This is a genomic window from Undibacterium sp. GrIS 1.2 (genome assembly GCF_040544435.1).
Taxonomy (GTDB): Bacteria; Pseudomonadota; Gammaproteobacteria; order Burkholderiales; family Burkholderiaceae_D; genus Undibacterium.
On the sequence record NZ_JBEONP010000042.1, the window covers coordinates 1 to 19,888 of the forward strand.

17 protein-coding genes are annotated in these 19,888 nt (G+C 51.7%); 12 read left to right on the top strand and 5 right to left on the bottom strand.

The annotated features are described in order from the left end of the window. Positions 1 to 114: 114 nt before the first annotated feature. Positions 115 to 471, top strand: coding sequence for a hypothetical protein (locus AAKU61_RS16475; protein ID WP_354334009.1), 357 nt, complete (start codon positions 115 to 117; stop codon positions 469 to 471). 93 nt (positions 472 to 564) lie between these two features. On the opposite strand, the gene AAKU61_RS16480 is transcribed toward AAKU61_RS16475, so the two are convergent. From AAKU61_RS16480 to AAKU61_RS16490, 3 genes are all read right to left on the bottom strand, one after another. Beyond that, positions 565 to 1,587 carry a nucleotidyl transferase AbiEii/AbiGii toxin family protein gene (locus AAKU61_RS16480; RefSeq protein WP_354334011.1) on the bottom strand — a complete coding sequence of 341 codons (1,023 nt, stop codon included), beginning with the start codon at positions 1,585 to 1,587 and terminating at the stop codon, positions 565 to 567. Continuing rightward, the gene (locus AAKU61_RS16485; RefSeq protein ID WP_354334013.1) at positions 1,580 to 2,176 is read right to left on the bottom strand and encodes a DUF6088 family protein; all 597 of its coding nucleotides are present in this window, start codon (positions 2,174 to 2,176) and stop codon (positions 1,580 to 1,582) included. Before AAKU61_RS16485 ends, AAKU61_RS16480 begins: the two co-directional genes overlap by 8 nt. A 151-nt stretch (positions 2,177 to 2,327) precedes the next feature. Then, positions 2,328 to 3,164 carry a type IV toxin-antitoxin system AbiEi family antitoxin domain-containing protein gene (locus tag AAKU61_RS16490; protein ID WP_323492475.1) on the bottom strand — a complete coding sequence of 279 codons (837 nt, stop codon included), beginning with the start codon at positions 3,162 to 3,164 and terminating at the stop codon, positions 2,328 to 2,330. A 769-nt stretch (positions 3,165 to 3,933) separates the two neighbouring features. Here AAKU61_RS16490 and AAKU61_RS16495 point away from each other — a divergent pair. Beyond that, positions 3,934 to 6,330 (top strand): TOTE conflict system archaeo-eukaryotic primase domain-containing protein, encoded by a 2,397-nt coding sequence (locus AAKU61_RS16495; RefSeq protein ID WP_354334015.1) that lies wholly within the window; start codon positions 3,934 to 3,936, stop codon positions 6,328 to 6,330. A 328-nt stretch (positions 6,331 to 6,658) separates the two neighbouring features. Here AAKU61_RS16495 and AAKU61_RS16500 read toward each other — a convergent pair whose 3' ends face one another. Continuing rightward, positions 6,659 to 7,255, bottom strand: coding sequence for a DUF6088 family protein (locus AAKU61_RS16500; protein ID WP_354334017.1), 597 nt, complete (start codon positions 7,253 to 7,255; stop codon positions 6,659 to 6,661). A 297-nt stretch (positions 7,256 to 7,552) separates the two neighbouring features. Between AAKU61_RS16500 and AAKU61_RS16505 the strand changes: the two genes are divergently transcribed. The 6 genes from AAKU61_RS16505 (at position 7,553) to ldcA (ending at position 12,628) form a co-directional block, all read left to right on the top strand. After that, the gene (locus AAKU61_RS16505; protein ID WP_354334019.1) at positions 7,553 to 7,885 is read left to right on the top strand and encodes a helix-turn-helix transcriptional regulator; all 333 of its coding nucleotides are present in this window, start codon (positions 7,553 to 7,555) and stop codon (positions 7,883 to 7,885) included. Continuing rightward, positions 7,875 to 9,137 carry a type II toxin-antitoxin system HipA family toxin gene (locus AAKU61_RS16510; RefSeq protein ID WP_354334020.1) on the top strand — a complete coding sequence of 421 codons (1,263 nt, stop codon included), beginning with the start codon at positions 7,875 to 7,877 and terminating at the stop codon, positions 9,135 to 9,137. Before AAKU61_RS16505 ends, AAKU61_RS16510 begins: the two co-directional genes overlap by 11 nt. A 549-nt stretch (positions 9,138 to 9,686) precedes the next feature. Further along, on the top strand, positions 9,687 to 10,322 hold the full coding sequence (gene queE / locus AAKU61_RS16515; RefSeq protein WP_354334022.1) for a 7-carboxy-7-deazaguanine synthase: 636 nt from the start codon (positions 9,687 to 9,689) through the stop codon (positions 10,320 to 10,322). Positions 10,323 to 10,359: 37 nt separating this feature from the next. Further along, positions 10,360 to 10,803, top strand: a complete 444-nt coding sequence (queD, locus tag AAKU61_RS16520; protein WP_322118379.1) for a 6-carboxytetrahydropterin synthase QueD — start codon at positions 10,360 to 10,362, stop codon at positions 10,801 to 10,803. A gap of 27 nt (positions 10,804 to 10,830) precedes the next feature. After that, positions 10,831 to 11,343 (top strand): tRNA adenosine(34) deaminase TadA, encoded by a 513-nt coding sequence (gene tadA / locus AAKU61_RS16525; RefSeq protein WP_354334025.1) that lies wholly within the window; start codon positions 10,831 to 10,833, stop codon positions 11,341 to 11,343. A 343-nt stretch (positions 11,344 to 11,686) separates the two neighbouring features. Next, complete coding sequence (gene ldcA / locus AAKU61_RS16530; protein ID WP_354334027.1) at positions 11,687 to 12,628, top strand: muramoyltetrapeptide carboxypeptidase; 942 nt, start codon at positions 11,687 to 11,689, stop codon at positions 12,626 to 12,628. Positions 12,629 to 12,866: 238 nt separating this feature from the next. Here the strand turns inward: ldcA and AAKU61_RS16535 are convergent, their stop codons facing one another. Next, positions 12,867 to 14,528, bottom strand: coding sequence for an MFS transporter (locus AAKU61_RS16535; protein ID WP_354334028.1), 1,662 nt, complete (start codon positions 14,526 to 14,528; stop codon positions 12,867 to 12,869). Positions 14,529 to 15,023: 495 nt separating this feature from the next. Between AAKU61_RS16535 and AAKU61_RS16540 the strand changes: the two genes are divergently transcribed. From AAKU61_RS16540 to AAKU61_RS16555, 4 genes are all read left to right on the top strand, one after another. Continuing rightward, positions 15,024 to 16,202: an acetyl-CoA C-acyltransferase gene (locus AAKU61_RS16540; RefSeq protein ID WP_354334030.1), complete on the top strand. Its 1,179-nt coding sequence runs from the start codon at positions 15,024 to 15,026 to the stop codon at positions 16,200 to 16,202. A gap of 247 nt (positions 16,203 to 16,449) precedes the next feature. Continuing rightward, complete coding sequence (locus AAKU61_RS16545) at positions 16,450 to 18,267, top strand: acyl-CoA dehydrogenase (RefSeq protein WP_354334032.1); 1,818 nt, start codon at positions 16,450 to 16,452, stop codon at positions 18,265 to 18,267. A gap of 43 nt (positions 18,268 to 18,310) precedes the next feature. Next, entirely contained in the window at positions 18,311 to 19,102 is a 792-nt protein-coding gene (locus AAKU61_RS16550) for an SDR family oxidoreductase (RefSeq protein ID WP_354334033.1), read from the top strand. Positions 19,103 to 19,295: 193 nt separating this feature from the next. After that, positions 19,296 to 19,826, top strand: coding sequence for a PaaI family thioesterase (locus AAKU61_RS16555; protein ID WP_354334035.1), 531 nt, complete (start codon positions 19,296 to 19,298; stop codon positions 19,824 to 19,826). The last annotated feature ends 62 nt before the right edge of the window (positions 19,827 to 19,888 follow it).

Consider the following 19,888-nt stretch of genomic DNA (forward strand, 5'->3'; position numbering starts at 1 on the left):
CCTACCTGTAAAAATAATCGTATTGATGAATTGCTTCCGCTGCGGGCAAAATCGGTTATTTGCTGATCGTCTAGGTGGGTCTGTCGGACGCATACCAAAGAGTATAGCGTTGAGATGCTCAAGGCTGTGTTCGATGCATGCGACCGAGATCGTCTGCTTGAACTCAAGCCAGTAGGCAATTTGGGCGCTGTGGCGGCAGGTGGTCGGGTGACCCTGTTTCGCGGCTGCGCCGGTTCTGTCCATAGCATGGGAATGTCGTGGACCACATCGCTCGACAAGGCGATCTGGTATGCGGCCCATCACGCGGAGTTCTACGATCTGACGGATCTTGCGGTCTACGTGACAACGCTGCCAGTGGCGGAGATATATTGCCGGCTCGACCACTACGATCATGATTTCATCGCCTATCCGCGTCAGGCGTGGCGCGTCGATGTTCCGGTCGAGGAATACCGATTGGACCGTCCTCGCTGAATGGATAACCGTTAGTTTGGCCGAGAAATCGCTGGTCATCAGCGTGTGTTCGTCGAATTTCGTATCCGATGCTCGATGGATATCAATTGAATTTCATTGTGGTGGTTGTTTTGTATTGGCCCTTTGCTGGATCGCTTGGCATCGCTCCATCAGAGATTCAAATGGCTCCGCGTCATCGAGGAATAAGCCGTCATCGACCATGTGTTGATAGTCGGTTGCCAATTTGGCCAACGCGCCGTCATCCGGTACAAGCTGGAGCCCACCTGCGACCGCTGCGTGATAGTTGATGGCGTCGCCGTGCTCGTTCTTTTCTGCAAAGAACACGCTCTTGTGATCGGCAACCGCGCGGGCGAGAGCTTTGTCCGCGATAGCTGCGGCGGCGAAGCCGGCAGCGTCCAGCCTCGTCACGTCGTGCCAGTGACGCGCGAAGCGGTCACCACCGCTAAACTCGCCCTGCGCGCAAAAAACGTGTATCGCCGTGGCCTTCTCCCAAAAGGTGCGCTCGGCGCGCATAACCTGTGGTGTCGCGCTGGGAAACTCCACCCCTTGCAAATATGCGGCCGCATCGCATCGGATAGCGCGTGCTTCGCTGGGCTCACCGGTTGAGCGGGCACCGAACTCCAACATGACGGCGGGCGCGACATAGCCGGTGCCGGTGGCCAGCGGCGCGTAGTCAATGAACACTTTGTCGTCCTCGGCCCGCACGGTTGCCGGTAGGTCATCTTGTTCAAGATCGCGCTTGAGACGTGGCACGATCTCGGCGCCGATCCAGTCCGACAGACGCGCACGAATCTCCTTGCTCCATTTCTTCTCCTGGCTCTTGCTGGTTGGCAGTGGCGCATCCGCGTCACCCACCAGATCGGCGGCGATGGCGCGGATGTCGTAAGTCAGATCCACGTCTTCGGAGAAGCGCCGGATGACGCCATAGGCCTTCGACAAGGACGTGCCACCCTTGAATACCAAGTGGTCAGCGTAAGGGCCGGCAAAGAGGTGCCGCAGCGACCAGACTACCCAGATGTCTTTTTCCAGCAGATGGGGCAGCAGGCCCGATGTGTTCGCTGCGAGGTCGAGCGCCTCCAGGCGTTCGGCGGTGGATAGCTGGAAGAATTCAGCCATTGGCCACCAGGGCGCTGATTTCTTGGGCCATCCATGTCGGCAGGCGCGACCGCGCCGAAGCGACTTCTTTTAGTTCGGACGGTGGCAGTTTGGCGCGCAGCTTCTGGATCGCTTCCCCAGCTTTTTCCGGGCCTAGCCAAGCCAGTGCCCGCACCACCTCGCCCGCAGCTCGCCCAGGAAAAATCAGTTGCCAAATTGGCGCGTGTCGGAACTCAATCATCTGAGCGCCCAATTTCAGGCGGCGGCTGGGGCCGGACGTGAGATAGACCGCTCGCATCGGGACCTGCGTGGTCAAACCTAGCGCGTTGGCGGCGGCGGCACCGTGCGACACGATGGTTTCCCCACGCTGGTTTGCCAAGCCTTCGACCATCTTGACGGCCGACGGCGCGCGGGTGCCGAAGCGGCTTTCGACGGGCAGGACATAGATGCCGCGACCGGCGCGCAATAGGGTGCCGCGCTGCACCAAACGGGACAATACTTGATCCACGGCTGCGCGACTACCCAGGTGCAATAGTTCTTTGGCGACCAAAGGCGTACCCTCCGGCGCTCCGGTGGCGTGTTCCAAGATTTGTTTGGCGAGGGTCTGCATGGCGATATCTCCTGACTGGAAGAAGTATGAGGCTATTTCTGACACTTTTCAAGTCCCAAAGCTCGGGAAGGTAAAGTCGGACGAAGGATTGCGCCACCTTCCAGTGCTCACCGCTTGTTCGAAATCAGGGAAATGTTGTATTTTGGAATCATTAGCCCAGCCTCACGGCATCGAGCTCTTCGGGAGTCACATTAAGCTGGAGCCGCCAACGTGAGAAAAATGCCCCCTCGGTGGGGAGCAGTGGATCAAGGCGCTGGTACGTTGCTGTCAGCATGCCGCGCAATGATTCCAGCGTCGACGCATCGGCCAGGCCATAGTGTTCCAGCAGATAGCCGAGGCGGCGCACGACGGCGCCGATGCCGAGGCGTCGCGCGTAATCCACCAGCCGCTCGACTTGCAGTACGTCCCGCTTCATCCACAAGCCCTTGGCGACTTCGGTAATGCCGCCGACAAATGCCGGGTGTCGGAGCCCGTCAACGATCGTGCGCTCCATGTCGCTGATCATCACGAAGCGTTCCTTGTCGATCCAGTGCTTAATGACCCCGAATTCTTGTTCCTCAGTGATGTGGATAAACCGAAAGTCATAGCCGCCGACCGTCTGCGGACGCACGCGACGCGTACATGACACGTACACAGTGAAATTCGGCTGCGTCACCATGCGGTGCAGTTCAAGCGCTGTGCCGTGCGACAGGAAGTAGGGCGCGGCACCGGCGAGTTCACGCGCGATCAGGTACGGGCTGTCGATGTGCTCAGTGGCCCGGCCGAGTTCGAAGGGGACGAGGTTGTACAAACCGGGCTTCAGTCGCGTCACCAAGCCTCGCTGTTTAGCCTTGTGCACGAGATTTCGGGCCGCCGCAGCCGACAGGCCGGTGATCGAACCCACATCCGCCAAAGTGAACGTAGACCGGCGCAGTTCATTCAGCTCAATGAGGAGTTGCGCTGCCCGTGGGCCTAGCGTCTTTGTTTGCAAGTGATATTTTGTGCTCAATTTGCGCCTCTAAAAGAAACGGAATGCGCATTGAATATAACATTTACGATATCTGGCGGCAAGCTTGTCTCCCCACGGGAAACGAATTCAGCGTAAAATGTAACGATAAAAATTCAATGGCGAAAGTCGCCATGGGACGCACCAAGAGTGAGTTGTTGGTGCAGGCGTGCCGTTGACCTTGGATTTCATGGTTTGGAACACTCTCGATGTGTAGCGTTTGGTCATGAGAAATCGTTGCTTTATACTTGTTCCTTGAGAGGAAAAACGTAGGACGCAGTGGCTTCGATGGGCTTCCAGACCCCCTCGATAGTTGATGATTGATGTGGAAGAGTAGTCGCCGCACAAACCGAGTGCATCTCCCGCGCCAGTCAAAGCGTTTGTTTTTTGACGGTAAATATGACGGCAAATTAGATGTCCCATACAGAGAAAGCCTGTATTCATGCGGGTTTGCAGGCCTTGGAAACAATTGAGTGGGAGTGACGGGTGATGGAAATATCTATATAAATCAATTGCTTACGTTTTATTGAAGATGATCCTAAATGCGGCATCAATAGCAGCATAAGTTATTGAAAAATAACAAAAATTTTATTTTGACGGACGGAATTTTTGGAGAAACAGAGGGCGTTTTTTGACGGTAAATCTGCCGGTGAAATTTGGCGTTGTTCGTTGATGCGATTTTTTACCGTCAGGCGGCAAGTGAAAACGATCCCTCGCCGGCCTCAATTAGCCTGCGGTTCGTTTGTGTCCATCATCGTAAAGCGAGCCGCGCATGTCAAAGACCGAAGCCGAACTCATCCAGTTACGTGCTGAGAATAATGCGCTGAAGGCCCTGCTTGCACAGCACGGCATCGCGGTGCCGCAACCATCAAATTCCGACATTGGCTCCGTTGGCGATTCCGCGCTGCAACCCAATGCCAATGAGTTGTCACCCAATGCGAAGGTCAAGATCTTCCGACGACTCTTTCGCGGGAGGGAGGATATCTATCCAGTTCGCTGGATAAGCAAGACGACGGGAAAGTCTGGGTATTCGCCCCTCTGCGCCAACAAATGGCGAGCCGGCATTTGCAAATTGCCGACCATAAAATGTAGTGAGTGCAGTCATAGCCTATATGCGCCCGTCACCGACACCATCATTCGCCAGCATCTCAGAGGCGAGATCACCGCCGGCGTGTATCCACTGCTGGTCGATAACCGATGCTATTTTCTCGCCATTGATTTTGATGAAGCGGATTGGCGCGAAGATGCCCGTGCGGTACTGCAAACCTGCCTTGAAAATGATCTCCCGGCTGCATTGGAAATCTCGCGCTCTGGCTCGGGAGCGCATCTTTGGCTTTTCTTTGCAAACGCGACGCCGGCAAGGGATGTGCGGCGCTTGGGTGCGGCGCTGATCAGCGCAACCTGCGCCCGCACTCGTCAATTGGCCCTTAAATCATATGACCGTCTGTTCCCGAATCAGGACACCATGCCGAAAGGCGGATTTGGCAACCTGATCGCCTTGCCGTTACAAAAGGAACCCCGTGACCTTGGACGCAGCGTCTTTGTCGACGCGAACTTGCAGCAGCTCCCCGACCAGTGGGCGTTCCTAGAAAACATCAAGCCCCTTCCGCAAAGCCGTATCGAAACGGCGTTGTCCAAACTGGTCGGGGACCGCCATCCGCTCGACATCGCTTATGCCGACGTGCCGGAAGAGAACGCTGAGGCCCCATGGGTACGACCAGCCAAGTCTGATGTCAAACTCAACGGCATCATGCCAAACGCGGTAAAGGCGACAATCGCCGCCCAATTGTTCATCGAGAAGGCAGGCCTGCCGCAACCCTTGATGAATCGTCTAATCCGGATTGCGGCGTTCCAAAATCCGGACTTCTACAAACTTCAGGCCACGCTCAGGTCCACATGGAATACCCCCCGGATCATCAGCCGCGCAGAAAACCACGAAAAATTTTTGTCGTTGCCGCGAGGTTGCCTGAGCGATGTCGAGGCATTGCTTGCCGCAAATAAAATTGCGCTCCGTCTGGACGACGCACGTTCGATGGGGCAACGCATGAACGCGACGTTCAACGGTGTGCTGCGCCCGGATCAGCAGGAAGCGCTCGACGCTGTCACAAAACATGATTTCGGCATGCTGATCGCACCCACCGCATTTGGAAAGACGGTCACCGCAGCTGCTGTTATCGCCAAGAGAAAGGTCAGTACCTTGGTGATTGTTCACCGCGCCGACCTGATGCGGCAATGGCAGGAGCGGCTTGGCAGTTTCGTCGGACTGGACGAGCAAAAAATTGGCCTGATCGGCGCCGGGAAAAAGAAACCCACCGGCATGCTTGACATTGCGGTCATTCAAAGCCTGGCGCGCCGAGACGATCTTCCCGAACTGTTCAGCCAATACGGACAGGTCATCATTGACGAGGCACATCATTTAACCGCAGAAACTTTCGAAGCGGTCTTGAAGCAAGCCAGCTCACGCTACGTCCTCGGGCTCAGCGCCACCCCTGTTCGCAGTAACGGACACCACCCGATCATCTTCATGCAGTCCGGTCCTGTCAGGCATATCGCCAAGCGCCCGGCACACGTCCCGGATCAGCTAATGGTTCGGATCCGACATCTTCCGACTCCGTCCATTCCGCCGCACGCCAGCATTCAAGAGATCATCCGACTGCTGGCCGAGGACAGCGATAGAAACGTACGCATCGTCACCGACGCGATCAACGCATTGAACAACGGGCGGAAGGTGTTGTTGCTGACCAAGCGGACAGAACACCTTGACCTGTTGTACGCGCATTTGGCGAATGTCGAATACCCTTGCTTCATGCTGCACGGCCGTATGAAGGTAAAGGAACGTCAGGCGATCATCAAGGCCCTGGCGGAGTTGCCGGAGGATGCCCCGCACATACTGTTGGCCAGCGCCCAACTGGTCGGTGAGGGTTTCGATCATGCGCCGTTGGACACGCTTATCCTGACGCTGCCAATTTCATGGACAGGGACGCTGCAGCAATACGCCGGCCGTCTACATCGTGACCATGCAAACAAGAGCGACATCTTGATTTACGACTACGTCGAGCTGGATCATCCGCAACTCTACAGAATGTGGGAAAAGCGACAGCGGGGTTACAGGGCGATGGGTTATCAAGTGGATTCCGATCAACAGCAATTTCGCCTCGGATCCCTATGACTGTTGGACTACGCCGCTGCGCGTCGGGTGGCCGTTCGGAGATTGGCGCTAGGAAATAGTGCACCGGTTCATATGCTGAAGTAGAGGGATGTCCCTGGCTTTGGCGGAGGAAACAGCCATGAACACCTTGCACAGTCAAATGTGTGCCGATATGGTTTTGCGCGGCATGTCGCCGCGAACACCGCAGCACTATAGGGGGCGGCAAAGAGGTGCCGCAGCGACCAGACCACCCAAATGTCTTTTTCCAGCAGATGGGCAGGGAGGCCCGACGTGTTGGCTGCCAAGTCGAGCGCCTCCAGGCATTTGGCGGCGGGAGAGCTGGAAGAACTCAGCCAAGGGTCACCAGGGTGCTGATCTCTTGGGCCATCCATGTCGGCAGTCGCGACCGCGCCGACGCGACTTCTTTCAGTTCGGACGGTGGCAGCTTGGCGCGCAGCTTCTGGATCGCTTCCCCTGCTTTTTCCGGGCCTAGCCAAGCCAGTGCCCGCACTACCTCGCCAGCAGCCCGCCCAGGAAAGATCAGTTGCCACATTGGTGCGTGTCGGAACTCGACCATCTGCGCGCCCAATTTCAAGCGGCGGCTGGGACCGGACGTGAGATAGACCGCTCGCATCGGCACCTGCGTAGTCAGGCCTAGCGCGTTGGCGGCGGCGGCACCGTACGACACGATGGTTTCCCCACGCTGGTTTGCCAAGCCTTCGACCATCTTGACGGCCGACGGTGCGCGGGTGCCGAAGCGGCTTTCGACGGGCAAGACATAGATGCCGCGACCGGCGCGCAATAGGGCGCCGCGCTGCACCAGACGGGACAATACTTGATCCACGGCTGCACGATTGCCTAGGTGCAACAGTTCTTTGGCGACCAAAGGCGTGCCCTCCGGCGCTCCGGCAGCGTGTTCCAAGACTTGTTTGGCGAGGGTCTGCATGGCGATATCTCCTGATTGGAAGAAGTATGAGGTAACTCCTGACACTTTTCAAGTCCTAAAGCTTGGGAGACAAAGTCGGCCAAGGTTGGCTCGGATGTAAACGGGAGTCTACGGTCGCGCGAGGCGGCATCCGCAAGCCGCAGGTGCGGCGATAGACGCGGAAGCTTGCTTGCCTACTTATTTAGCTGCTGATAGGCTTTGTGCCTATTATTTTAATCAAATAGGCCTTATGAGCCTTGCAGGATAGCCATAACTTGCCTATTATGATGGTCGTTAAGTGTATGTAAGCCCAAAATCATGAGCAATTTCGCCATTCCGTTGCATGTTTCCGAGCGTGTCGCCCAGCTAGGCCAGCGCATCCGCGTCGCGCGGATTCGTCGCGGCTGGTCAGTGGTGGACCTTGCCAGTAAAGCAGGGATCAACCGCAATACGCTCACGGCCCTGGAACTTGGCAAGCCCGGCACAGCCATCGGCGTCTGTTTCACCGTGCTGTGGGCGCTCGACCTGGAAAAATCTCTGGACGCTGTGGCCGATCCCGACACCGATGTTCACGGCAAGGCGCTCGAAGCTTCCCGTCGTCCCACCCGCGTGGGCAAGTCACGCAAGAGCGGCAACGACTATGACTTCTGAGCGCGAAGCCTACGTCTACGTCCAGCTCCCCGGCACCCTGAACGCAGTGCCGGCGGCGCTGCTGAAAGTACAGACCTTGCCCGACGGCACGCAGATTGGGCGCTTTCGCTATGGCGATCGTTATCTCCAGCGTGCCGAAGCGGTTGCACTTGACCCGTACCGCCTGCCGCTGGATAAAACCGTCCATGAGTTCACCCAACTCAAGGGTATCCCCGGTGCTTTGCGTGATGCGAGCCCAGACGCTTGGGGACGGCGGGTCATCGAGCACAAGCTCGAACGTGCTGCGCGTGATCTACATGAAATCGACTATCTGCTGCATGGCCCGCAGGATGGCGCTGGCTATCTGAGCTTCGGCCTCAAGGCCGAACCACCCGCTCCCAAGCGGCAGTACAACCGCACCCATCAGCTCGCCGAACTGGTTGCTGCTGCGCAGGCTATCGAGGAAGGCAGGCCGGTACCGGCGCACCTGCTGGAACGGCTCGATCCCGGCACCAGCATGGGCGGTGCCCGACCCAAAGCCACCATCGAGGACGCGCAGTGTCTGTGGCTCGGCAAGTTTCCCGCCAAAGATGATCGCTGCAACTTGCAGCGCATCGAGTACGCCACTCTCGACCTCGCACGCCGCTGCGGCCTGAACGTCACGCAGGCACGCCTGCAGGCGGTCGGCGACAGCGATGTGTTGATGCTGCAGCGCTTCGATCGTGAACACACGGACAAGGGCTATCTGCGCTTTGGACTGGTCAGTGGACTCACGGTGCTCGACTGCGACGATAGCTATCTGAACCGTGAACGCTGGTCCTATCCGCTGCTGGCCGACAACCTGCGTCGCTGGTCCGACAAGCCCGAAGCCGATTGCGCTGAACTGTTCCGGCGCATGGTCTTCAACGCCGCAGTGACCAACAACGATGATCACCCGCGCAACCATGCGTTGCTGCGCCGCCCAAAGGGATGGCGCCTATCGCCCGCCTACGACTTGGTGCCCGCACCTGTGGTGAGCCTGGAGCGGCGCGACCTCGCACTGACCGTGGGCAATTACGGTCGCACGGCCAGTATCTACAATTTGCTATCGCAGTCAGGTCGCTTCGGGTTGTCAGCCGAAGAGGCCCGCAGGGAAATCGACCAGATCGTGGCAGTCGTGCGGCAATGGCGCGAGAGCTACTTCGCTTGTGGCGTGACTGTCCAAGATGTGGACTACATCGCTCCGGCCATCTTGCCTGAATGCTTCTTCTTTGAAGCAACGCCGGATCGTTGAAGCGCTGGTATGAGCGCCAAGTTCTCCGTAAATGACACTGAGCGGCAATTTCGTGTCCTTGTGGGAGACGAATTGAGCGTAAAACATAACAATGAAAATTCGATCGCGAAATTTGCCATAATCTGCACCAAAGTAGGGAATTGTTCGCGTTTGACTTACTTTTGACCCAGGATGCCTGAAATTATTGAACAACCGGTTTACTCGGCAAACTATTGCCCGCTGTTGGATTTTAAAGATTGGAACACGCTCGCTATATAACGGTTGGTAACGAGAAGTCGTTGCTTTATACTTGTTCTTAGAAGGAATAACGTAAGATCCAGTGGCTTCGATGGCTTCCAGCTCCCGTCGATAGTTGACGATTGATGTGGGAAAGTAGTCGCCGAGCAAACTGAGTGCATCTCCCGCGCCAGTCAAAGCGCTTGTTTTTTGACGGTAAATATGACGGTAAAGTTAGATGGTCAACACAAACAAAGCTAGTATCCATAAGGGTTTTCAGGCATTGGAAACAATTGAGTGGGAATAACTGAATAAAAGTGAGCGAGTAGTTTTGTGACTTACAGCATCAAAGAAATTTTTTACACGCTACAGGGCGAAGGCAATCATGCTGGTCGCCCTGCGGTTTTTTGTCGTTTTGCCGGTTGTAATTTGTGGACGGGCAGAGAAGAAGACCGGGCAACGGCGATTTGCCAGTTTTGCGATACCGATTTTGTCGGAACCGATGGCGAGCGCGGCGGCAAGTTTAAACAGGCGGCAGAGTTAGCCGCGACCATCAATAACTTATGGCCGCATGACTATGCCGCAAGCAAATATGTCGTTTTCACAGGCGGCGAGCCTTTATTGCAGTTAGATACTGAATTAATCACCGCCATGCATGCAGTTGGTTTTGAAATCGCGATTGAAACCAATGGCACACTGCCAGTTCCAGAAGGCGTCGATTGGATTTGTGTCAGCCCTAAAATGGGTGCTGAACTGCTGGTACGCAAAGGCAATGAGCTCAAAGTCGTGATCCCGCAACTGGGACAAAATATGCAGGCATATGCAGCATTAGATTTTCAGCATTACTTTGTGCAAGCGATGGACGGCCCGCAACAAGCCAAGAATTTGAAAATCGCTGTCGAATTCTGCAAGCAACATCCGCATTGGAAGCTCAGTTTACAAACCCACAAACTTCTTCAAATACCGTAATTTTTGTCATCTTCAGTTATCTTAGTTTAGGCCTTACATGCTCACCATCACAAGAAAAGTCGAATTCGATACCGGACATCGGATTCCTGATCACAATAGTCAATGCCGTAATTTACATGGGCATCGTTACACTTTGCTCATCACATTGACCGGTGAAGTCGTGGAAAAAGATGGTGAGTCCGACAATGGCATGATTATGGATTTTAGCGACATTAAAGCGCTGGCAAATCAATACTTGGTCGATCTCTGGGATCACGCATTTATCGTGTACGAAAAAGATACCGTTGTCAGACAGTTTTTGGAAAGTATGCCCAATCACAAAACTGTGGTCATTGATCGCGTCCCGACCGTAGAGAATCTGGCGAAAATCGCTTTTGACATCCTCAAAGATGTCTATCATGATCGTTACGGGCGTACTTTATCGCTCACCAAAGTAACGCTCTACGAAACACCCAATTGCTGGGCCGAGATTGACGGCTAAGCCAAATTCACACACTGCTCATTTCTCGTGACCTCGATCCTAACTGCCAGCGCGCAAGCAAGCAGTGACGCTGATTTTATGCAACTCGCATTAATTCAGGCGCAAGTTGCCTGGGATTTGGGCGAAGTGCCAGTTGGTGCCGTATTGGTCAAAGACGGTGAAGTCATCTCTGTCGGTTACAACCATCCAATCGGCAAACACGATCCGACCGCACATGCAGAAATCATGGCTTTACGCGCTGGTGCCCAGATTTTGGGTAATTATCGGCTGCCAGGTTGCGAGCTCTATGTCACCTTAGAGCCCTGCGTCATGTGCGCTGGTGCCATGATGCATGCACGCCTGGCGCGAGTCATTTTTGGTGCTAGCGATCTAAAAACCGGTGCTTGCGGCTCGGTACTGAATTTGTTCGAGCAAGAAAAACTCAATCACCATACCAGCGTTACTGGCGGGGTAATGGCAGACAATTGCAGTAACTTACTTAAAGATTTTTTTGCCAGCCGAAGAGCCGCTCAGAAGAAAACGCCTGTGATTGATGCTTAAGATCGAGGACTAAGATTAGTTCAGTGAATTGCTTCGGTGAAATGTGATGTGAATAGATATACTCGTGGTAAGTATATATCGATTGTCCATATAATCATTGGGCATTAGGGCATATTTTCTATAAAAGAAGGGGAGTATAGAATATTTGTTGTGATGTTTATTGCCCGAAAATAGATCGGTAGATCGCCTCTCAAACTGCTTGAAACTCTAATGTTTGCTCTGCTTCCGATCAGAACTTTATGCTATATCCCAACCAGAATTTTGATTAGAATTCCAACGTCGACTCTAATTCCCATCAACTGATTCCTATCAACTGATCGTCAGACAGGTAGATTTATCGCATATGACTATTTTTACTCGCAAAAACAATTCGGACTCCAAGCAAGATTCACGCAAACCAGGCATTGCTATTGTCGCTGCCAGTGGTTGCGCTATTGATGAGCCAGGCGTAGAGCGTGGCTTGCAAGTCTTGCGAGATCGCGGATTTGAGGTTTATAACTACTACCAGCCGGATAAAAAATTCCAGCGTTTTGGTGGTACTGATCCTCAACGCGCAGCGCAATTGCATGACGCGGCTGACAATCCTGATGTCGATATCATCATGGCCTTGCGTGGTAGTTACGGCTTATCGCGTCTGCTGCCACATCTGGATTATAAAAAATTAGTCGCCAGTAGAAAATGCTTTGTTGGCTATAGCGATTTTAATGCGCTGCATCTGGCTTTGCTATCGCAATGTCATCAAGCGAGTATTTCTGGCCCGATGTTGTGTGATGATTTTAGTCGTGAAGATCTGAGTGAATTTACTCTGCAGAGCTTTTTTAATTGCATCAAAAATACGCATCATCATGTTGAGTTTGATACCAGTGCTTCGCCAGAATGTGATGTGGCAGGGACGCTGTGGGGTGGAAATTTAGCAATGCTGACGCATCTGGTCGCTACGCCGTATTTCCCCAAAATCGACAATGGTATTTTATTCGTAGAAGATATCGCAGAGCACCCTTATCGGGTAGAACGCATGATGTTGCAACTGCATTTTGCTGGTGTATTGGAACAGCAATCTGCGATTGTATTTGGCGATTTTTCTGGATACAAATTAGCCGCGCATGACAATGGCTACAACTTTAAACAAATGATTCAATTTCTGCGCGAAACCGTAAAGGTGCCCATCATCACGGGATTGCCGTTTGGTCATATCAAAGACAAAGCGTCGTTAGTGATTGGCAGCCAGGCCAGTCTATTGTGCCAGCGGGGCAAGGTCAGACTTGAGATGCACTATGAGTTTTAGCATTGACTTTCGCTTTGATCGTAAATACTGCTGGTAAGTATATTTTAATCGTCTAGGTGAATTATGAGCCGGTGACGATATTTGGAGAAAATATAGGGGAGTATATTGATTCCTTTGATTTTCTCAGTCGTGGAAATTTAAAAATACACCAGATAAAGAGAAAGAGAAGTCTGAGAACTCCAAAGCAATAAAAAAGCCGTCAAATGTTTGACGGCTTTTTCTTTAAGCAAAAGGCTTTTTAATCCCCTGCGTAAATATCGTTATCTTTTGTTTCTTTCACAAACAAGACGCCGATTACGAATGTGATTAAAGCGAAGATGATCGGGTACCACAGACCGTAGTAAATATCACCTTTATAAGCTACCAGAGCAAATGCGGTGGTCGGCAATAAACCGCCAAACCAGCCGTTACCAATGTGGTAAGGCAATGACATCGATGTGTAACGAATACGGGTTGGGAACATCTCTACCAGCATCGCTGCAATCGGACCGTATACCATCGTCACATACAGCACCAAAATAGTCAGCAGCAACAAGACCATTGGATAGTTGATCTGGCTTGAATCTGCTTTTGGTGGATAGCCGGCTGCTTTGATTGCATCTGCAAATTCTTTAGAAAACGCTTTGTCTTTCGCAGCGGCTTCTTCTTTTGGCAGACCAGTGGAGCTATATGATTGGATGACTTTTTCACCTACTTTGACCGTGGCTGGCGTGCCTGGTGCTACTGCTTCGTTAGAGTAGTTAACCGATGCAGCAGCCAGTTTTGCTTTCACGATATCGCAAGAGGACGTGAATTTTTTCGTACCAGTAGGATTAAACTGGAATTGGCAATCAGCAGGATCAGCACTCACGACGACTGGTGCATTTTTCAATGCTGCTTCTAAAGCAGGATTCGCATAATGCGTGATACCGCTAAAGATAGGGAAGTAAGTCAACGCAGCAATCAGGCAACCCGCGAGGATAATCGGCTTACGACCAATTTTGTCTGACAAAGTACCAAACACCAGGAAGAACGGTGTGCCGATCAACAGCGCCGCAGCAATCAAAATATTTGCCGTAGGACCATCTACTTTTAAGGTTTGTTGCAAAAAGAACAGAGCATAGAATTGGCCTGTGTACCAAACTACGGCTTGACCCATGGTTAAACCCAGCAAGGCCAGAATCACAATTTTCATGTTTTTCCATTGACCGAATGCTTCTGTCAGAGGTGCTTTTGAAGTTTTGCCTTCTGCTTTCATTTTGGCAAAAGCAGGAGACTCGTTCATGGATAAGCGTATCCAGACTGAAACACCCAGCAGGACTACTGACACCAGGAATGGAATACGCCAGCCCCAGGCAGCAAATGCTTCTTCACCGATGGCTGTGCGTGTACCCAAGATCACCAGTAAAGACAGGAATAAACCCAGCGTCGCTGTTGTTTGGATCCAGGCAGTAAATGCACCGCGCTTACCGTGTGGCGCATGCTCTGCTACATAAGTCGCCGCACCGCCGTATTCGCCGCCAAGTGCCAGACCTTGCAGAATCCGCAAAGTAATCAGGATTACCGGTGCTGCCAGTCCTATTGTTTCGTAATTAGGTAGCAAACCGACGAAGAAGGTCGAGCCACCCATGATCAGGATCGTGACCAAGAAGGTATATTTACGACCAATCATATCGCCAAGACGGCCAAACACTAATGCGCCAAAAGGTCGAACGATAAAGCCCGCTGCAAAAGCCAGCAAAGCAAAAATAAATGCGGTATTTGGATCGGTGCCTGCAAAGAACTGTTTTGCAATGATGGCTGCGAGTGAGCCATACAGATAAAAGTCATACCATTCAAATACAGTACCGAGGGAAGACGCGAAAATTACTTTACGCTCTTCAGCCGTCATACTGCCTGACGCTACTGGTGCTGTCGCCATGCTTGTCTCCTGTTTTATTTTAAAGTTGTAAGCAAAAACCAGCTTTATGGAATAGAAAATTTATAAAGCTTACTTTTAGCGTGGTTGAGTGTGCAGTCTGAAACTTACGGCATGCTTTCTTGAAACTTACAGAACCTTACGAAGAAGGGGATGAGGACGACAAGGATGAATTTGTATTCACCAGTTTATAAGGTGAATTTGTGTGTTTTTACCTGCTCAAAATAAGTTAAAATTTTTGCGAACGGTCGTACTAAAAATATGCTATTCTCGTATTCAGTTATTTTTACGAGACGCTTTTGTACCTGGCTTGGTACCGAATTTGGCTAACAATCGGGCGCATAATGATGTCCCGTTATCGATTGTAAAATCGCTTTTAAAGTCAGTTTTAAAATCCGTTTTAAAGTTAGCAGAAACGTCCAGAATATTAAGTATGTCCAGTTTGTAGCAATGATCGATTTACCCAAATTAAAAAAATTACCTAATTAGGAGACTCACATGACTGATGCAGTTATCGTATCCACCGCACGTACCGGCCTGGCAAAATCCTGGAAAGGTGCTTTCAATATGACGCATGGCGCCACGATGGGTGGTCATGTCCTCAGTGCCGCGATTGAACGCGCTAAGATTGAAGCTGGCGAGGTAGAAGACGTCATCATGGGATGCGCCACACCGGAAGGCGCAACTGGCAGCAATATAGCCCGCCAGATCGCATTGCGCGGCGGTTGCCCGGTCACGACTGCCGGTATGACAGTCAATCGTTTTTGTTCCTCTGGCTTGCAAACCATCGCTCTGGCAGCGCAGCGTATTATTGCCGGTGAGGGCGATGTTTATGCTGCTGGCGGCGTTGAGTCTATCTCTTGCGTACAGAACGAAGCTAATAAACACATGATCGTTGAGACCTGGTTGAAAGAGCACAAGCCAGAAGTTTACTGGCCAATGCTGCAGACGGCAGAAACCGTCGCCAAGCGTTACAACATCGGCCGCGATCGCCAGGATGAATACGGCGTGCAAAGTCAATTGCGTGCCGCCGCTGCACAAGCCGCTGGTTTATTTAATGCAGAAATCGTTCCGATGACGACCATCATGGGTGTGGCTGACAAAGCCACTGGTATGTTGGTCAGCAAAGAAGTCACGATCTCTTCTGATGAGGGTATTCGCGCAGATACGACGCTGGAAGCGGTATCTAAAATCCGCTCCGCAGTGCCAGGCGGCGTCATCTCCGCTGGTAACGCAAGTCAATTTTCTGACGGTGCCTCCGTCGCGATTTTGATGAACAGCAAATTAGCAGAAGCCAAAGGCCTGCAACCATTGGGAATTTTCCGTGGTTTTGCAATCGCAGGTTGCGAGCCAGATGAAATGGGTATCGGTCCAGTCTACGCGATTCCAAAATTATTGAAAAAAGCAGGTCTCAAAGTAGAAGACATCGGCCTGTGGGAATTGAACGAAGCCTTTGCCGTGCAAGTCTTGTATTGCGCAGACAAGCTTGGTATCCCAATGGATAAACTCAATGTCAATGGTGGTGCGATCGCGGTAGGTCACCCTTATGGCGTATCCGGTGCACGTTTGACTGGACATGCTTTGATCGAAGGCAAACGCCGTGGCGCAAAATTTGTTGTGGTAACCATGTGTATCGGTGGCGGTCAAGGCGCGGCTGGCTTGTTTGAAGTGGTGTAATTGCTAAGCGACTGATTAGCTTTACTATTCTTCAAGGTATAAAAATAGGACCTGCGCAAAATTGTCCCGGCAAGGCGTAGCGACGAAGATAGTACTTTAGTACAGCTAGGAGCTACAACGCAGCCGGGGCGGTTTTGTGTAAGTCCTAAAAAATAAAGACGAGCAAGACCGGCGTAACCTGTCTTGCTTTTTTTAAAAGGACGATCCGTCGTCCTGCCAACGTCCAATATCTGATATCCGATCCGCTATGCAATCAAAAATCATCCCCCGCCGCGACCTCGATTTTTTGCTGTATGAATGGCTGAATGTCGAATCCTTAAATCAGCGCGAACGTTTTGCTGACCACACCCGTGAAACCTTCAATGCTGCGCTCGATACCTGCGAGCAAATTGCCACTGAGTTATTCGCCCCGCATAATAAAAAGAACGATCAGAACGAGCCGCATTTTGATGGTGAAGTCGTACACATCATCCCTGAGGTAAAAACGGCGCTCAATGCATTTTGCGAAGCGGGTTTGATGGCCGCCGGACAAGATTTTGAACTGGGTGGCATGCAATTGCCCTGCGTAGTCGAGAAAGCAGGTTTTGCCTACTTTAAAGGTGCCAACGTTGGTACTTCTTCATATCCATTTCTGACGATTGGCAATGCCAATACCTTGATGAAATGCGGTACGCCAGAGCAAATTGAACTTTTCGCCAAGCCGATGTTGGAAGGCCGCTTCTTTGGCACGATGTGTTTGTCAGAGCCGCAGGCAGGGTCCAGTTTGTCCGATATTGTCACTCGCGCAGAACCTCAGGCCGATGGTAGTTATCGCCTGACTGGTAATAAGATGTGGATATCTGCTGGCGAGCATGAATTATCAGAAAATATTATCCATTTGGTACTCGCCAAAGTGCCGGACGAGAACGGCAAACTGATTCCAGGTGTTAAAGGGATTTCTCTTTTTATCGTCCCTAAAAAACTCGTCAATGCAGACGGTTCATTAGGTGAGCGCAATGACGTTGTGCTGGCTGGCTTAAACCATAAAATGGGCTATCGCGGCACCACCAATTGCCTGCTCAATTTTGGCGAAGGTAAGTTTAAGCCGGAAGGCAAAGCAGGCGCAATCGGCTATCTGGTCGGTACCGTGCACAAAGGTCTCGCTAATATGTTCCACATGATGAATGAGGCGCGCATTGGTGTTGGTCTAGGTGCCGTCATGCTGGGTTATACCGGTTATCTGCATTCACTGGATTATGCGCGAAACCGTCCGCAAGGGCGTAATCCGCAAGCCAAAGATCCTGCTACGGCGCAACTGCCTATCATTCAACATACCGATGTCAAACGGATGTTGCTGGCGCAAAAAGCGTATGTCGAAGGTGGGCTGGCACTGAATTTATATTGCGCTCGTTTAGTAGATGAAGAACGCAGCGCGACAAATCCTGCCGCCCGTGCCAATGCTTTATTGTTGCTGGATATTTTGACGCCAATCGCTAAGTCCTGGCCTTCACAATGGTGTCTGGAAGCGAACAATCTGGCGATTCAAATCCACGGCGGATATGGTTATACGCGTGAATACAACGTGGAGCAGTTCTATCGCGACAACCGCTTAAATCCTATCCATGAGGGAACGCACGGCATACAAGGTCTGGATTTGTTGGGGCGTAAAGTTGTTATGCAAGACGGCGCTGCATTGCAAGCGCTAGGTGTAGAGATGCAGGCGACGATTACACGCGCTGCCAGCCACCCGGAATTATCTGACTATGCCCAAGCCTTGTCGCTGGCTTTACGTCGCATTGCGATGGTCACACAGCAGTTATATGCTGCCGGTGATTTGAATAAAACACTGGCAAATGCGTCCCTTTATTTAGAGGTATTTGGCCACACCGTTGTCTCCTGGATTTGGCTGGAGCAAGCACTGTTGTCGGTTGGAAAAGAAACCCATCACGACGCCAATTTCTACGCAGGAAAACTGCAAGCCTGTAAATACTTTTATCAGTGGGAACTGCCAAAAGTCCATCAGCAATTAGATTTACTGGCGAGTCTGGATACGACGACTTTAGATATGCAAGACGCCTGGTTTTAAAAAAATTAGCTCAAAAACAGATTAAAAATAATCGGAGACAAAAATGAAAACAGTACGTACATCACAACAATTATTCGACCTCAAAGGTAAAACTGCTTTAATCACTGGCGGCTCTCGTGGTTTAGGTTTGCAAATGGCCGAGGCACTGGGTGAGCAGGGCGCCAAGTTGGTGCTGTCTTCACGCAAACAATCGGATCTGGACGAGGCGGTCGCGCATCTGAAAAGCAAAGGCATTGACGCTAGCGCGATTGCCGCTGATTTGGGTAAAGACGGTACGGTAAAGCCGCTGGTCGATGAAGCATTGGCGCGACTCGGCCATATCGATATCCTCATCAATAATGCTGGTGCAACCTGGGGTGCCCCGGCCGAAGATTATCCGGTTGAGGCATGGGACAAGGTGATGAACCTCAACATCCGTAGCATTTTTCTGTTGTCGCAAGAAGTCGGCAAGCGCTCGATGATTCCTCGCAAATACGGTCGCATTATCAATGTCGCCTCGATTGCTGGTTTGGCGGGCAACGGACCCGGCACCATGCAGACGATTGCCTACAATACGTCCAAAGCGGCAGTCATCAATTTCACTCGCACTCTGGCCGGTGAATGGGGCGTACATGGCATTACTGTGAATGCCGTCGCACCGGGATTTTTCCCGTCCAAAATGACGAAAGGAATTCTGGAAAATCTAGGCGAGGAAAAACTCTCCAAAGACGCTCCGCTGCAACGCATCGGTGATGACGAAGATCTGAAAGGCGTTGCCTTATTGTTTGCCTCCGATGCAGGTAAACATATCACTGGTCAAACCTTGGCAGTCGATGGTGGAGTCTCCGCGGTTTAATGCGCGCAATTTGAAAACTGAGTCTGAAAACTGAATCTGAAAAGCGACTATTGAATGCAGTTCACAATCCAAACACAGTGACTCCATTTATTGCTGTGTTTTGTATTCTGCATTCCGATAATTCATTTTTAGAAATGCTCAGAGGGCTGCACTGTGACTGTGCTAAGTCCCGACAATATAACCGGAGATCAGCATGAGCTTGTCTACTACTGAGTCGAAAAAAATTGCAGAAGATCATTCACATGCCGGGACACAGGTTCAGGATGAATCTGCCAGCAATGGTGTTCCGATCCCGCAGCCTACTTCTGCACTCAATCCATTTCTGCATGATCTCGGAGTTGAATTTTTAGAGATGGACGGCGGTAACGCCAAACTCACTTTAGATTTAACCGAACGCCATATGAACAGCTGGCAAATCGTCCACGGCGGTGTGCTGATGACCATGCTGGATGTGGTGATGGCAATGGCCGGACGATCCTTGTGCGAAGATTTAAAAGGTGTAGTCACGGTAGAAATGAAAACGACTTTTCTGCAACCCGGCGGGATTACTGGCGGCCATATCGAAGCACGTGGTCATGCTTTCCATCGGTCAACGACCATGTGCTTCTGCGAAGGCGAAATCTGGAACGGTGACAAACTGGTGGCGAAGGCGATGGGCACGTTTAAATATTTACGCCGCTTGAAATCGGGTGAGAATATGAAGAAGCTCTATGGCAGCGATTGAGTGAATGAGTGAATGAGTGAGTGATTTAGTTTTTCAAAATATCTGGTTAGCGAGTCAATCTG